Below are 15,528 nucleotides of genomic sequence, written 5' to 3' on the forward strand. Positions count from 1 at the left end.
CCCCTCGGCCAAGACCTGCAATTCCGCCTTACCGTCATAGCGGCGGGCCTGACGTTGTAAGGCCGGGAAGGCGTGGCCTCGGCACGTTCGCACGTCTGGTGGAACACGCCTCACGTATGCCGATGCCGGTGATGAATGTCCGGATAGTGGGGATGGCTGTGCGTCAGCAGCGTATGCGCATGCTCGTGCGTGTGGGGTTCCTGCCCATCCCACGGAAAATCGTGCGTGTGCTGGTGATGGGCGTCATGGACGTGTCGGTGCGTATGCGTCATGGGGTCATGCGTATGCAGGTGTTCATGGCGCTCCGTCAGATGCAGCCATACGCCTGCCGCCATGAATGCGGCGGCGGCCCAGAATAGCCAGGACGTGGACTCGCCAAATCCGAGAACCGCAACTGCGGCGCCGATGAATGGCGCAGTGGAGAAATATGCGCCGGTCCGCGCGGTTCCCAGGCCGCGCAACGCAACGACAAACAGCGTCAGACTCACGCCGTAGCCCAGAAAGCCGACGATCATTGCAAGCCCGATAAGTGGCGCCTGAGGCCATCCGGCACCTATCCACCCTGCGATCCCGACGTTCACGGCCCCTGCCACCAGACCCTTGAACCCGGCCACGAAAAGCGCGTCGGTAGCCGACACCTTTCGCGTGAAATTATTGTCCAGCGCCCAGAAAAGGCACGCCGCCGCCACAAAGGCGCTGCCCTCGTCAACGGAGGCCTTGCCGGACGCCTCTTGTAACGCGAGAGCAACCGCGCCCGAGACAATCAGCGCCATGCCGGCGACTACGCGCCGACCCGAGTTCTCGTGGAACACGAGCCAGGCGAGGGCTGCCGTGAGCACGGCTTCCAGGTTCAACAGCAGTGAGGCTGTCGAGGCTGACGTACGAGTCAGGCCCAGCATCAAGGCCACCGGCCCCAGCACGCCGCCAAATCCGACGGCCAGCAGCAACCACAACCACTCAGCCCTCGACATCGCCGGCAGCCGCCACCCCCGGTCTCGCACGAGCCCCACCAGAGCCAGACCGACGCCGCTGCCAAGATAGAGCAGTCCGGCCAGCAGAACGGGCGGGCTATCGCGCAAGAGTGCCTTGGCGACTGGCGTGCTCAGACCGAAGAGCGCCGCCGCACCGAGCGCCGCATACACGGCAGGCGAATGCGAGACGACAAGTTTCATGGCTCTTATACTATACCCAGGTATCCTATATAAACGACTGCGATGAGTCACACGATCGAAAACAAAACAAGGCTCCTGGGACGCGTGCGCCGCATCCGGGGCCAGGTCGAAGCCATCGAACGGTCCCTGGACGCGGAAAAAGAATGCGCCGACATCCTGCACCAGATCGCTGCGGTGCGAGGTGCCGTCCAAGGGCTGATGGGCGAAGTCATCGAAAGCCACATCCGGGGACACGTCGCGGGTTCCGAGGCCGCCAGTCAAGCAGACCGGAATCGCGGCGCAGACGAGCTCATCGATGTCGTCAGGACCTATCTGAAGTAAGGCTGTCCACGCGCGAGCCACCATGCGGCATCAGTCCGGTCAGCATCGCGGGGCCGCCGATCGCCTGGGCGCGCCGATGAATCGTTCCGCCGGACTCCGCGAGGCACATGCATGGCGCGCACTCCGCGCGACCGATTTCGAGAAAAATGAAAGGAAGTAGCAGGACCGTTCATGCGACAATCACCCGAAGGACGCACGAACCACTCATGGACGTCGCCAACCTGATTCAGACCTATGGCTACGGGGCAGTCGCCGCCGGAACCTTCCTCGAAGGAGAAACCGTACTGCTGGCGGCGGGCGCAGCCGCCGCGCGCGGCTACCTCGGGCTGCCCGCGATCATGGCCGTCGCCACCTTTTGTGGCTTCCTGGGCGACCAATTCTTTTTCTTCCTGGGGCGCCGGTACGGCCGAGGCCTCGTGGCACACTTTCCCTCCCTGCAGCCCAAAGTCGCGCGGGTCGGCGCCCTGCTGGAGCGCCATGACGCGCCAGTCATCCTCTCCATCCGATTCCTGTACGGCGTGCGAACGGTCGGTCCAATGGCCATTGGCATGAGCGGGGTCCACTGGACCCGGTTCATGGCCTTCAACCTGCTCGGTGCCGCCATCTGGGCCATCGCGGTCGCAAGCGTCGGCTACGGCCTGGGCCACGGCCTGACACGGGTCCTGGGGTGGATCGGCGGGGTGGACAATGACGAGCTCTGGGTCCTCGGGGGGGTCCTCGCCGCCCTGCTCTGCTGGCATCTGTTCATTCGGGTGAGACGCTTCATTCGCAGCAGGGAACAGCGATAGGCGCCGGCCCCTATGCAAAACCTGAAAGTTCGTGCGGCGCCCCACATCCCGCCAGGAGTCTGGATCCTGGGCTCGGTGAGCCTCCTGATGGATGTCTCGTCCGAACTCATCCACAGCCTGCTTCCCATGTTCATGGTGACAGTGCTGGGAGCTACCGCGCTGGAAGTAGGATGGATCGAGGGGCTGGCGGAAGCCACGGCACTCATCACGAAAGTGTTCTCCGGGACGTTGAGCGACTACATCGGCCGGCGCAAGGGACTGGCGGTCTTCGGCTACGCCCTGGCGGCACTGACCAAACCGCTCTTTGCGCTGGCACCCACGCTGGGAATCGTCCTGACAGCCCGCCTGCTGGACCGCGTGGGTAAAGGCATTCGCGGTGCGCCCCGGGACGCCTTGGTCGCCGACCTCACCGAGCCGGAAATCCGGGGGGCGGCCTTCGGCCTGCGCCAGGCGCTGGATGCCGTCGGTGCGGCGCTGGGTCCGTTCCTGGCAGTCGTTTTCATGTTTTTATGGGCGGACCATTTCCGAGCCGTTTTCTGGATCGCAGTCATTCCAGCCGCCGCCAGCGTTGCACTACTGGCGTTCGGGCTGCGCGAACCTGCTCACTCCCACAAGGAAAAGCGCACCCACCCAATCCGGCGTGAGAACCTGCGGCGCCTCGATACCGCGTACTGGTGGGTCGTCGCGATCGGTGCCATCTTCACGCTGGCACGGTTCAGCGAAGCGTTCCTGGTTCTGCGAGCCCAGCAAAGCGGCGTGGCCATCGCATTGGTTCCTCTGGCGGTAGTCGCGATGAATCTGGCCTATTCCCTCTCGGCGTACCCGTTTGGCAAGCTTTCCGACCGCATGAGCCATAGCACCCTGCTCGCGGTCGGTCTCGGAATCCTGATCGCCGCCGACCTGTTGCTGGCCCTGAGTAACCACTGGTCCATCGTTCTGCTGGGAATCGTCCTTTGGGGCCTCCATCTGGGCGCCACCCAGGGACTGCTCGCCACCATGGTCGCCGACACGGCTCCCGCCGACCTGCGGGGCACCGCGTATGGATTTTTCAACCTTGTCAGCGGCGCGGCAATGCTGGTGGCCAGTGTCGTCGCCGGCGTGTTGTGGGACAACTTTGGAGCGTCGGCCACCTTTCATGCAGCCGCGGGGTTCTGTGTGGTGGCTCTGGCGATCCTGACGACAAGGTCGCGCATCCGGCCCAGGGCGCGCTAATCTGCGCGAAAGCTGTGCTGGCCGCGGCATCCATCGTTCAAGCGAGCTCGAACACAGGCCGGCAGTCCGTAAAACTACGTAATTCACTGTTAAACCTACGAATATCCGCACGGCGGCACGCACGGTAAGCTTTCCCTGTCCACTCTGAAAGGAACCGACATGCTCCGAAAAATCTCCATTGCCGTCCTCCTGTCCGCGCCCGTCCTGGCCTCTGCCGCCACGCAACTGCCGAGCGCCCCCTATCTGCCGCTCGAACTGGCCACCCAGGCGGCTCAAACCGCGCTGAAGACGTGCAGCGATCAAGGCCACAACGTCAGCGTCGCGATCGTGGCGCGCGACGGCGCGACCAAGGTCCTGCTCAAGGCCGACAACTCCGGTCCCCATACAGTGAGCAGCGCCCAAGGCAAGGCCTTCACCGCTGCAGCCCTGGGGCGCGACACCGCCGGGCTGGCTGACTTCATCGCCAGCAAGCCGGCCAATGAAGGACTGCGAGACATGGATTCGCGGATGATCATCCAGGCTGGCGGCCTGCCGATCAAGTTCGGCAAGGCATTGGTGGCCGGCATTGGCGTGGGCGGCGCACCTTCGGGCGATATCGACGCGGGTTGCGCGGCTGCGGGCCTCAAGGCCATCGACGCGCAGTAAGTCACCGCTCGGCGGATCACATCAACGATCTGGGCTGGACCGCCCTGCTCGAGGCCATCATCCTGGGCAATGGAGGAGAGCGGCACCGACAGATCGTGGACATGCTGCTCAAGGCGGGCGCGAATCCCGATCTCGCCGATCGCGAGGGTGTCACACCCCTGGAGCACGCGCGCTCGCGCGGCTACCGCGAAATCGAACGCAGCCTGCTCGCGGCCGGCGGCCGCTAGGATCGGAAAGGACCAAGGTCCGGGCCGGGCCATCGTGCGGCATAATCGCGCTACGATGCACCGACCATGCAGCGGACCGAGGCAACACGATCAGCTTCGGACAACAGGGATGACAAACGCCATTCGTTGCGGGCCGCGCCAGACCACCCGTACCCCGCCCGTACCGGCGCCAAGGACAAGGATACAAAATGGCCAATCTGATCCTGCTTCTGCTCGGTGTCGACTACCTGCACAGGCGGGCCCGTACGCTGACCATCATCGCCTGGCTGCTGGCCACTGCGGGCGCGGTGATCTTCCTGGATGCGCTCGATGGCGCGCTCTATTTCCCGATGAACTTCTTCGCCGGGCTGCTCGTGCTCGAGGGCCTGGCGACCCTGACGGTCGCGCACTCGGGCGTCGGCGGGCAACGCGTGCTGAGATACTTCAAGGGCCTGTTCGTGCTGCTTGCCGGCGGGATGATCCTGGCGGGTGATCACCACGGGCACTTTGCACTGTCAATGGTTTTCGGCCTGCTGTTTCTCGCCGACGGACTGCTGCAATGCGTCGCGGCCTACGTGGTGCGCTACAGGCGCTGGCGCTCCTCGTTCGCCGCAGGCATCGTCGAAATCGCGCTGGCGATCTTTTTCTTCCAGCCCTACCCCACGCATTACGCAGGCACCGCTCCCTATTGCGTCGGACTCTTCCTCATCATGGCAGGCATGAAGCTGCAGACCCTCGCCAGACGCGCGCGCCACCTGCGGTCCAACCCGGCAATGGCGACGAGTGCCCATCCGAGCTTCGCGCCGGCCACGCCCGGCCTGCCGCTGCAGACGACATTCACTGGGCCGCCTGCGGACGACGAGCGCGCCCTGACGGTGCACATCTGGACGCCGACGGGCTCGGCCAAGGCCACCACGCGGCATTACCCGGTCATCGACCGCTACATCGCCGCCGTCGACGTCAATGGCGTGATATCGACCGGCCACGCCGCGCTGGAGTCGCCGGAAGGCGTCTACATCAGCCTCTACCCGGCCGAAGAAATCGACCGCTCGCCGGAGCAATTCGGCACATTGCTCCGGGCCACTGCGGAGAACGACATACCCGGCCTTTTCCAGCCGGACTACGCGACCGAATCGGCGGCCTGGTGCCCCTCCAACGTCAAGGTCCGCATCCGCAATTACGACCCCGACAAACTGCAGGCATTCTGGGCCGATTATCGCCGGAACGCCACGTACAACCTGACGCACCGCAACTGCTCCAGCTCGGTGGCCCGCGCGCTGGAAGCGGCCCTCGAAGGCGCCGTGGGGCGGCTGCACGGATCCCGGGCGGGCTGGCGCATCATGCTGCGCCTGCTGTCGACGCCGGAACTGTGGGTGGCCTCTCAGATCCGCAAACGGGCCCTGACGATGGCCTGGACACCGGGCCTGGCCTGGGACTACGCGCGGGCGATGAGCATGCTGGCGGACCCACGGCCCTTCGCATGGTGGAGCGTCTGCCAGGCGGCCATGCGCCAGATGGCAGACATGCGCGCCCGCTGGCGCAGGCAGGACCGGCGGGCCCACCAGCCCGCCCCGGATCACCCGGCCGGTACGCACGACGCATGACCTCCCTGCGCCCGGCGCCGGAAACACCCGGGAGGCGTCGATGACTGCAGCCATCGCCATTGCCGCGATCGGGCTGTGGGCCGGGTGGGGCGCATGCGCCCTGTGGTTCAGACTCCCTTTCAACCGACAGGCGAACCAGGCCGCTGTCGCAACCTGGCTCGGGCTGGCCTTGCTCGCAGCATCAGGATTCATCTCCGGCCGAACCGCTTTGACGAGCGTGTTCGGAGCCGCTTCATTAGTGCTGCTCGCATGGTGGTGGCTGGGCGTGCGTCCGTCCAACGACCGTGACTGGATGCCAGAGGTCGCTGAACTCACCTATGGAGACATCACCGGCGACGTCGTGACGCTGCACAACGTGCGCGACTTCCGCTGGCGCACGCGGGATGATTACGACGCGCGCTGGACGACCCGCCACTATGACCTGAACCAGCTCGAATCCGTGGACCTGGTGCTGTCCACATGGGGCCGTCCGGCGGTCGCGCACGCCATGGTGTCGTTCGGATTCGGTGCCGGCAGCTTTGTCGTGTTCTCGGTCGAGATCCGCCGCAAGCGGGGCGATGTCTTCTCTGAAATCGGCGGATTCTTCCGGAAATACGAGCTCTCGATTCTCGCCTCCACCGAAGAGGATTCGCTGCGCGTACGGACCAACGTGCGCGGCGAGGAAGGCTATCTGTACCGGGTCGACATGCCGCTGGACGGCGCCCGCGCACTTTTTGTGTCCTACGTGCGGACAGCCTCGCGCCTGCGGCAGCGGCCCCGATTCTACAACACGCTCACGGCCAATTGCACGACCCTCATCTGGCGTCTGGCCAACCAGATCGTCCCCGGGCTGCCCATGGACCACCGGCTGCTGCTATCGGGGTATCTGCCGGAATACCTGGACCGTATGGACGCTCTGGCTGGCGAGGGCGACGTCGCGAGCCGCCGCCGGGTGGGAAACTACACCAGCCGCGCCCTGGCCGCCGCCAACACCGCCGACTACTCCCGGGTCATTCGTGAGGGCGTGCCCGGCATCCCGCGGCTCGACGACCCACCCGCCTGCGGCGAGGCGCGGGCGGTCGCCAGGCAGCACGAGCGGCCGGACTCCGAACGCGAGTAGCAAGACGAAGAGAGCCATCGGCCTACACCTCCAGAGCGGGTGCGCGAGGCCCTCCGCCCAACTTCATGGCAGTATGGGGGCGTCTACAACCACTCGCACGGGATTTCACCAAATGCGGCCACAAATCACTGTGCTCACCCTCGGAGTGAGCAACCTGGAAACCTCGCTGCGCTTCTATCGCGACGGGCTGGGCTTTCCTGCCGAGGGCATTGTTGGCGAGGAGTTCGAATACGGCGCGGTGGCATTCATCCAGCTCCAGCCGGGCCTGCGCCTGGCCCTGTGGCCACGCAAAAGCATCGCTCACGACACCGGGCTGGCAGAGGGGCACCCCTGCCCGACGGAAATGACCCTGGGACACAATGTGGCCTCAAAGGGCGACGTAGATGCGGTGATGACCCAGGCGGCTCTGGCGGGAGCCGTCATCGTGAAGCCCGCCCAGGAAACGTTCTGGGGCGGCTACGCGGGTTACTTCCAGGACCCGGACGGGCACCTCTGGGAGGTCGTCTGGAACCCGCAATGGGAATGACGCAAGCCGACAAAATCCGAAAACTGGCGCGCCCGGCAGGAATCGAACCTGCATCGAAAGCTTCGGAGGCTCCCATTCTATCCATTGAAATACGGGCGCGCGGCGGATGTCTGACGTAACATGCACCTTTGCAGTGCATGGGGCCGCTATTGTAGCGTGTTTATTGGCCCTACGCCGGGCGCGGCTGCAGGTGCGCAGGCCTGTCGTTATAATCGCAGGTTAAGGCCTGTTACGACCGATTGCGCGACCGGCATCCGGTTGCGGCCCATTACTTCAGGAACCCGTCATGAGTCTCCCCGATCACGAAAGTGCCAACGAAAGTGCCATCAAGACCCCGCGTCAGCTGCTCATTACCGTCATTTTGGCGTTCCTGATCCCCATCACCGTCATCATCTTGCTCGTCAACCTGGTCGGGTCCACCATCCGCACCGGCGCCGGCTCCGAGGGCCAGACGCCCGAGGCCATCGCCAAGCGCCTCCAGCCGGTCGCCGGGTTCAAGCTGGTCGATGCCAGCGCGCCGAAGGTCTTCAAGACCGGTCAGCAGGTCTTCGAGTCGACCTGTACCGCCTGCCACACGGCCGGTGTGTCGGGCGCACCCAAATTCGGCGACAAAACTTCGTGGGCGCCTTTCATCAAACAGGGCTACGACGATCTCGTGAAGAACGCCATCCACGGCATAGGCGCAATGCCCCCGAAGGGCGGCAACTCCACGCTCGATGATTTCGAAGTTGCGCGAGCGGTGGTCTACATGGCCAACCACTCGGGCGCCAACTTCCCGGAACCCAAGGCGCCAGCAGCAGGCCCCGCTGAAGCCAAGCCTGCGGCCGCGCCGCAGGCTGCACCCGCCGCAGCGCCGGCGCCGGCTCCGGCCGCCGCTGCGCAGGCCAAGCCTGCGGAAAAGACCGCTGCCGCCGAAGCCAAGCCGGCCGAGACAAAGGCCGCAGGCGGTTCCGGTGTTGCAACGAACGCGGTCGGCGACAAGCTCTATCACACGGTGTGCTTTGCCTGCCACGCCGTGGGCGCCGCGGGCGCGCCGAAGTTCGGCGACAAGGCCGCCTGGGAGCCGTTCATCAAGACCGGCCTGGACACGATGTTGAAGAAGGCGATCTCCGGCGTGGGTGCCATGCCGCCTCGCGGTGGCTCGCAGGCCACCGACGACGAACTGAAGGCCGCCATCCAGTACATGGTGGACGCCGCCAAATAACCGCAACGCCGCTACACGCGATTCACAGGGCCGACAGCAGTCGGCCCTATTTGTTGGGCGGACCGTCGCTTTCCTCGCCGGCATCCAGGCGTTTTGGCGGCCCGGCTTCCAGAAGGAAGACAGCCAGATACTCCGAAAATCCGGGGAAACCCTGCCGTAGTTTTGCGACTATCGAAGACTCGCCGCTTTGCCTAACCTGAGCGTTCCTGAAACGACCTGGGAGTGAGGCATGCGAGAACGTCTGGATTGCGCCCTGCTGGCGGTGGACCAACAGGATTGGGTGGGGGCGGTGGCCGGCTCCCGGATCGGCGGGCGGCTGGTGTTGCATGCATTACTGCCCGAAAGCGCATCGCCGGCAGCCATGCTGACGGATCCGGCGCTGATGCGCGGCCGCTACGATGCCGGGCTGATCTACGTGGACGAGACCTCGCTGGGACAGTGGCGCGTGGCTCTGTCGGCCCAGGGCGCCCGCCAACCGGCCGTTCTCATGATCTACGCCGTGGCGCTGCGCGCCCAGGCGATCCGGGACCTGCTGGCGCTGGGCGCGACCGACTTCATGCAACCACCCTTCTGTGTCGAGGAACTGCGGGCCCGTATCGAGCACAATCTGCTGCGGCCGCTGCCAGTCCGCGTTGCGGAGATCCCGCCCGACTACGGCGCCCCGGCGCCCACGCATGCGGGCATTCGGATAGCCACCAGCCCTACCGCCGAAACAGAAGCAAGGCTCTGCGAGACCATTCTGGATAGATCCGGTTCCGAACTCGAGGCGTACGCGGTGGCCCTCGCGACGCAGCGGGCTACCTCGCGGGCCTCTTTTCGTGCCGCAAAAGGCGAGGTCGTAGCGCGATTCGAGCGGGCCTACATACGTGCCGCATTGGGGCGGCACGGCGGCAATATCACGCTCGCCGCCCAAATGGCCCAAAAGCACCGGCGCGCCTTCTGGGCGCTGATGCAAAAGCATGACATCGATCCAACCCCTTACCGGGTCTCGCCATCCTGCACTCCCCCGCCCGGCCGGTCCGGGTAAAATCGGGCACTGTCAATAGGAACCCCTGCCGTGCCCGAACTGAAAAACGACGTCTTCCTGCGCGCGCTGTTGCGCGAACCGGTCCCGTATACTCCCATCTGGATGATGCGCCAGGCGGGCCGGTATCTGCCGGAATACCGCCGCACCCGCGAACAGGCAGGTTCATTCATGAATCTGGCGCAGAGCCCGGAACTGGCCTGCGAAGTCACGCTGCAGCCGCTACGTCGCTTCGGTTTGGACGCGGCCATCCTTTTTTCGGACATCCTGACGGTTCCTGATGCCATGGGGCTGGGCCTGCACTTCGTCGAAGGCGAGGGACCACGCTTCGCCCGCCCGCTGCGCGACGAAGCTGCAATCGCGGCACTGCGGCCGCCCGACCTCGATAGACTGCGTTACGTGTTCGACGCTGTCTCGCTTATCCGCCGCGAGCTCGGGGGCGCGGTACCGCTCATCGGCTTCTCCGGCAGTCCGTGGACGCTCGCCTGCTACATGGTTGAAGGCGCGGGCAGCTCCGACTACCGCCAGATCAAGACGCTGATGTACCAGCGCCCCGACCTGCTGCACCGGTTGCTCGAAACCAACGCACAGGCGGTGCAAGCCTACCTGAATGCCCAGATCCAGGCCGGCGCGCAGGCAGTGATGATCTTTGACAGCTGGGGCGGCGTCCTGGCTGACGGGCTGTTCCAGCAGTTTTCCCTGCACCATACCCGTCGGGTCCTCGACGGTCTCGTGCGCGAATCCGATGGCCGGCGGATACCGAGCATCGTGTTCACCAAAGGGGGCGGGCAATGGCTGCCCGACATGGCCCGGCTCGGCTGTGATGCCATCGGGCTGGACTGGACCACAAACCTGGCCGCCGCCCGTCGCACGACCGGGGACGGCATGGCGCTTCAGGGCAACCTGGATCCGATGGCGCTGTTCGGCGGCGAAACGGCCGTTCGCGAGCAGGCACGGCGGGTCCTGGCGGACTTCGGGCCGGTCGGGTCGGGCGGACACGTCTTCAATCTGGGACACGGCATCTCACAGTTCACCCCCATCGAGGCCGTCTCTGCCCTGGTGGACGAGGTCCACTCTGCCAGCCGGGCTTACCATAACGCCTGACACCCGCACAACCGCATCTGTCCATGTGCTTATGCACAATTTTTAGGGGCTCAGGGTTTACCTTGATAATTCGAGAATCGTTATCGGATATTTTTGTAGATCATTGATTCGCATGAATAATATCGCGATTCCCACCAGTCCACGATAGGCTTGACGATTCGATCGAGTTGAGGCAGAAGCAATTGGTCCCCCATTCTCCACAAAGTTATCCACAGGCGGCTGCCGGGCACACGACATGACGGTCTATCTCGCGGTCGCACTGGACGTGCCGCTGCCCGGCTTGTTTGACTACAGCCACGCCATCCCCCTGGCGCGCGGCGTGCGGGTTCAGGTCATGTTCGGCCGTCGCGCCATGGTGGGTATGGTCTGGGAAACCCGGAGCCAGCCGGAGGTCGCACCCGACCGTATCAAACCCATCGTCGCCGTGCTGGACGATTTGCCGCCGCTGCCTGACGACTGGCTGCGCCTGGCCGACTTTGCAGCCCGTTACTACCATCGCCCGCTTGGCGAAGTCCTGCTCCCCGTGCTGCCCCCTCCGCTGCGCAAATCCTCGGCCTACAACGGGACCCGCGCCGCCGGCGGCCCTGTCCGTCGAGCGGATCGGGCCGACCAGCGGCGCGGCCGGCCGCAGGCCGCCCCGTCCAGAAAAGCTGCCGTCCTCCCTATCGGCCCGGATGTGGACCGCCTCGACGCACCCGCGTCTCGATGGGCGGCCCCGCCCGCCGAAACCGCAATACCTACGCTGACGCCAGGCCAGGACCAGGCCCTCCGGGAGCTGCACACCCTGTTGGAAGCGGGGCACGGGGTGGCATTGCTGCATGGCATCACGGGCAGCGGCAAAACGGAACTGTATCTGCGCTTGGCGCAACGGGTGCTGCGCCAAGGGCGTCAGGTGCTGCTGCTGGTTCCGGAAATCAACTTGACACCTCAGCTCGAGCGCATGGTGCGCGATCGGTTGCAGCACGACTCCTTGCACGCGGATGCCCGCGCCGCAGGCCGTCCCCCAAGCGGGGCAACCGCCGCCATTCGTACGCCAGCCACAGATCCCTTGGCCGTCATGCACAGCCGGCTCTCCGAAGGAGAGCGTCTGCGCGCGTGGCTGCGCATTGCCCGTGGTCAGGCCGACATCCTGTTGGGCACGCGGCTGGCGCTGTTTACCCCCATGCCCCGCCTCGGGCTCATCGTGGTCGATGAGGAACACGACGCCTCGTACAAACAGCAGGAAGGGCTGCGGTACTCGGCGCGCGACCTCGCCATCTGGCGCGCGCATGACTTGGGCATTCCTGTGGTGCTGGGGTCCGCCACGCCGTCACTGGAGAGCTGGCGGCATGCCCAACGCGGCCAGTATCGCTACCTGTCGCTCCCCGAGCGAGCCCAGGCACAGCCGCTGCCGGAAATCCGCCTGGTGGACACCCGCCGTGCCAAGCTGGAGCAGGGTTTCAGCCCCCAACTGCTGGAAGCCCTGGAAGCCCGGCTGGCGCTGGGCGAGCAGAGCCTCGTCTTCCTGAACCGGCGTGGCTATGCCCCGGTACTGCGGTGCCCGTCTTGCGGCTGGGTCAGCCAGTGCCGGCGCTGCACGGCGCACACGGTATTGCACCGGCATGCCGGCGGGCGCCATAGCCTGCAGTGCCACCACTGCGGCGATGCCCAGCCCGTCCCGCGCGCCTGCCCGCAATGCGGCGACCCGGACATACAGCCCATCGGGCGTGGCACGCAGAGGATCGAAGAATTCCTCGCGGAGCGCTTCCCCCAGGCGCGGGTACTGCGCATCGACGCCGACGCCACACGCCGCAAGGGCAGCGCACAGATTCTGTTCAATCAGGTTCACACGGGTCAGGCGAACATCCTGGTGGGGACCCAGATGGTGTCCAAGGGACATGACTTCGCGCGCTTGGGCCTGGTCGGGGTCCTCAACGCCGACGCGATGCTGTTTGCACAGGACTTTCGCGCTCCGGAACGCCTGTTCGCACAACTGATGCAGGTGGCCGGCCGCGCGGGCCGCCGTACCGGCGGCGCCGAGGTGCTCGTCCAGACGGATTACCCGGACCAGACCGTGTACCAGGCGCTGCGAATCCATGACTACGCGCATTTTGCTCGCCACACTCTGGCGGAACGGCAAGAGCTGGGACTGCCGCCGTTCTCCGCCCAGGCCCTGCTGACAGCCCAGGCAGCGCAACTCCAGACGTCGCTTGATTTTCTCCAGGCGGTGCGCACCCGTGCACTGGCCCTGCCCGAGGCGGCAACGATACGGCTGTATGACGCCGTGCCGCTGCGCATCGTGCGGGTGGCTCGGATCGAGCGGGCGCAGCTTCTGATGGAATCTGACAGTCGCGCGGCGCTGCATGGCTTCTTGCGCGCACTGTTGCCGCAGATCGACGCGCCCGCCGAGGGCCGTGCCCTGCGCTGGGCGATCGAAGTCGACCCCCAGGAGATCTGAAGTGACGCAGATTCCACCCTATGCATTCGGCGCATCCGGCACGGACGCCGATCATGGTGCCCGCCGTGCCGCGCCGCTGCGAGCGGTGCTTCCGGCCGGCACCACTGTGGACCCAAGCCTGAACCCACGCCAGCGTGAGGCCGTGCTGTATCTGGACGGCCCCTGCCTGGTGCTCGCGGGCGCGGGCAGCGGCAAGACCCGCGTCATTACCCAGAAGATCGCCTATCTGCTGAGAGAATGCAGCTATCCGGCGCGCCAGGTGGTGGCACTGACGTTCACCAACAAAGCCGCGCGCGAAATGAACGAGCGCGTCCGATCACTGGTCAACCCACAGTGGCTGCGCGGGCTCACGGTAGGCACGTTCCATTCCCTCGGGTTGCGGTTCCTGCGAGAAGAATACGCCACAGCCGGACTGAAGCAGGGGTTTTCCATTCTGGACGCCCACGACGCGCAGGCGCTGGTCCAGGAGCTGCTGGCCACCACGGACCGGGCGCGCCTGCGCGCCGTCCAGCAGGCCATCTCCCTCTGGAAAAACGCGCTCCTGGACCCGGACGGCGCTGCCCGCGCAGCGCGTGATGCCAACGAGGCCGAAGCGGCCCGCGTCTACCATAGCTACCAGGCGACCCTGAAAGCCTATCAGTCCGTCGATTTCGATGATCTGATCCGGCTGCCGGCGCAGCTCCTGGCCGGCGACTCGCCGCTGCGTACCCGATGGCAGTCCCGTGTTCAATACCTGCTGGTCGACGAATACCAGGACACCAACGTCTGTCAGTATCAAATGGTGCGCCTGCTCTGTGGCGACCGAGCCATGTTGACGGCCGTGGGGGACGACGACCAGGCGATCTATGCCTGGCGCGGAGCCACCTCCGAAAACCTGGGGCAGCTCGCCCGCGACTACCCCCAATTGCGGCTGATCAAGTTGGAGCAGAACTACCGCTCCGTCCAGCGCATCCTGCACGCCGCCAATCAGGTCATCTCCCACAACCCCAAGACCTTCGAGAAAACGCTCTGGTCGGAGCTGGGCCTCGGCGATCCCATCCGGGTCACGCCCATGGATTCGGATCTGGTCGAGGCCGAATCGATCGCCATGCGCCTGTCGGCCGCTCGCTTCGAGCGCCAAGCGCAGTGGAAGGACTTCGCTGTCCTCTATCGCGGCAATCACCAGTCGCGCGTCATGGAACAGGCGCTGCGGACCTTGCGCATTCCATATACCGTATCGGGTGGTCAAAGCTTCTTCGACAAGGCCGAAGTCCGCGACGTGCTGGCCTGGCTACGGCTGATCGCCAACGAGGACGAGGATCCCGCATTCATCCGCGCCGCCACCACGCCGCGGCGCGGCATCGGCCAGGGAACCCTTCAGGCGCTGGGCGCGGAGGCGGCCCGCCGCAATGTGTCGCTCTTCACGGTTGCTTCGAAAGTCACCGAGACCATCCTTCCGGCCGCCCGCCAACGCCAGGCCGTACAGGACTTTGTCGCAATCATCCAGAACTTCCAGGTCCGGGCCCAGAGCCGAGGCACATCGGCCGGCGCCAATGGGGAGACCCCCGATGGAGCCGCCCGCGTCCTGGACGACCTGCTCACAGCAGTCGACTACGAACGCCACCTGTACGACCTGCTGGACGACCGCCAGGCGCAGTCGCGCTGGACCAACGTACTGGAACTCCTGGACTGGCTCAAGCGCAAAGCGGGCGAAGAGGACATGACCCTGCTGGAACTGGTCCAGCACGTGGCGCTGGTCACCATGCTCGAGCGATCAGAGGACGACGAGCCCGACGCTGTCAAATTGTCGACGCTGCATGCCTCCAAAGGACTGGAATTTCCCTATGTGTACCTGATCGGCGTGGAAGAAGGACTGCTGCCCCACCGGGGCGGTACAGACGAAGGCGACGACGGCGAGGCGGCCGCCCAGGTGCGCCGCATCGAGGAAGAGAGGCGCCTCATGTATGTCGGCATTACACGCGCTCAGCGCACGCTGCAGGTGAGCTGGTGCCGCAAACGGCGGCGGGGGCGCGATGATACCGCTTGTGAGCCGTCGCGGTTCATTGCCGAGATGGGGCTACAGGCGGAGCCGTCCGCGGCTCCCGCCGACATGGACCCCGATCGGACGCTGGGGCTTCTAAAGGCGCTGCTGAAGAAATAGAAAGCCCGGCCCGACCTCCTGCGGGGATCGGGCCGGGCCGGGCCGC

General features: G+C 65.5%; 14 protein-coding genes and 1 tRNA gene. 13 read left to right on the top strand and 2 right to left on the bottom strand.

Annotation, left to right across the window (positions count from 1 at the left end):
- Positions 1-110: 110 nt before the first annotated feature.
- On the bottom strand, positions 111-1,172 hold the full coding sequence (locus tag ACVCMJ_RS10280; RefSeq protein ID WP_447081318.1) for an EamA family transporter: 1,062 nt from the start codon (positions 1,170-1,172) through the stop codon (positions 111-113).
- Between the two features lie 42 nt (positions 1,173-1,214).
- Between ACVCMJ_RS10280 and ACVCMJ_RS10285 the strand changes: the two genes are divergently transcribed.
- The 8 genes from ACVCMJ_RS10285 (at position 1,215) to ACVCMJ_RS10320 (ending at position 7,573) form a co-directional block, all read left to right on the top strand.
- On the top strand, positions 1,215-1,493 hold the full coding sequence (locus ACVCMJ_RS10285; RefSeq protein WP_447081319.1) for a metal/formaldehyde-sensitive transcriptional repressor: 279 nt from the start codon (positions 1,215-1,217) through the stop codon (positions 1,491-1,493).
- A gap of 206 nt (positions 1,494-1,699) precedes the next feature.
- Entirely contained in the window at positions 1,700-2,281 is a 582-nt protein-coding gene (locus ACVCMJ_RS10290) for a DedA family protein (protein WP_447081320.1), read from the top strand.
- Positions 2,282-2,293: 12 nt separating this feature from the next.
- Positions 2,294-3,493, top strand: coding sequence for an MFS transporter (locus tag ACVCMJ_RS10295; protein WP_447081321.1), 1,200 nt, complete (start codon positions 2,294-2,296; stop codon positions 3,491-3,493).
- A 159-nt stretch (positions 3,494-3,652) separates the two neighbouring features.
- Positions 3,653-4,138, top strand: coding sequence for a GlcG/HbpS family heme-binding protein (locus ACVCMJ_RS10300; RefSeq protein ID WP_447081322.1), 486 nt, complete (start codon positions 3,653-3,655; stop codon positions 4,136-4,138).
- Positions 4,099-4,365 (top strand): ankyrin repeat domain-containing protein, encoded by a 267-nt coding sequence (locus ACVCMJ_RS10305; protein WP_447081323.1) that lies wholly within the window; start codon positions 4,099-4,101, stop codon positions 4,363-4,365. The genes ACVCMJ_RS10300 and ACVCMJ_RS10305 overlap by 40 nt, the downstream gene beginning before the upstream one ends.
- 188 nt (positions 4,366-4,553) lie before the next feature.
- Positions 4,554-5,948: an HdeD family acid-resistance protein gene (locus ACVCMJ_RS10310; protein ID WP_447081324.1), complete on the top strand. Its 1,395-nt coding sequence runs from the start codon at positions 4,554-4,556 to the stop codon at positions 5,946-5,948.
- A gap of 40 nt (positions 5,949-5,988) precedes the next feature.
- Positions 5,989-7,047: an Lnb N-terminal periplasmic domain-containing protein gene (locus ACVCMJ_RS10315; protein WP_447081325.1), complete on the top strand. Its 1,059-nt coding sequence runs from the start codon at positions 5,989-5,991 to the stop codon at positions 7,045-7,047.
- A 112-nt stretch (positions 7,048-7,159) separates the two neighbouring features.
- The gene (locus ACVCMJ_RS10320) at positions 7,160-7,573 is read left to right on the top strand and encodes a VOC family protein (RefSeq protein ID WP_447081326.1); all 414 of its coding nucleotides are present in this window, start codon (positions 7,160-7,162) and stop codon (positions 7,571-7,573) included.
- Positions 7,574-7,597: 24 nt separating this feature from the next.
- On the opposite strand, the gene ACVCMJ_RS10325 is transcribed toward ACVCMJ_RS10320, so the two are convergent.
- A tRNA-Arg gene (locus tag ACVCMJ_RS10325) sits at positions 7,598-7,672 on the bottom strand.
- A gap of 187 nt (positions 7,673-7,859) precedes the next feature.
- Between ACVCMJ_RS10325 and ACVCMJ_RS10330 the strand changes: the two genes are divergently transcribed.
- The 5 genes from ACVCMJ_RS10330 (at position 7,860) to ACVCMJ_RS10350 (ending at position 15,482) form a co-directional block, all read left to right on the top strand.
- The gene (locus ACVCMJ_RS10330) at positions 7,860-8,777 is read left to right on the top strand and encodes a c-type cytochrome (protein WP_447081327.1); all 918 of its coding nucleotides are present in this window, start codon (positions 7,860-7,862) and stop codon (positions 8,775-8,777) included.
- 229 nt (positions 8,778-9,006) lie between these two features.
- On the top strand, positions 9,007-9,804 hold the full coding sequence (locus ACVCMJ_RS10335) for a helix-turn-helix domain-containing protein (RefSeq protein WP_447081328.1): 798 nt from the start codon (positions 9,007-9,009) through the stop codon (positions 9,802-9,804).
- Positions 9,805-9,834: 30 nt separating this feature from the next.
- Complete coding sequence (gene hemE, locus ACVCMJ_RS10340; RefSeq protein WP_447081329.1) at positions 9,835-10,905, top strand: uroporphyrinogen decarboxylase; 1,071 nt, start codon at positions 9,835-9,837, stop codon at positions 10,903-10,905.
- Between the two features lie 235 nt (positions 10,906-11,140).
- Entirely contained in the window at positions 11,141-13,342 is a 2,202-nt protein-coding gene (locus ACVCMJ_RS10345) for a primosomal protein N' (RefSeq protein ID WP_447081330.1), read from the top strand.
- A gap of 85 nt (positions 13,343-13,427) precedes the next feature.
- Entirely contained in the window at positions 13,428-15,482 is a 2,055-nt protein-coding gene (locus tag ACVCMJ_RS10350; RefSeq protein ID WP_447082723.1) for a UvrD-helicase domain-containing protein, read from the top strand.
- The last annotated feature ends 46 nt before the right edge of the window (positions 15,483-15,528 follow it).

It is taken from the genome of Castellaniella sp. UC4447_H14 (assembly GCF_052978285.1).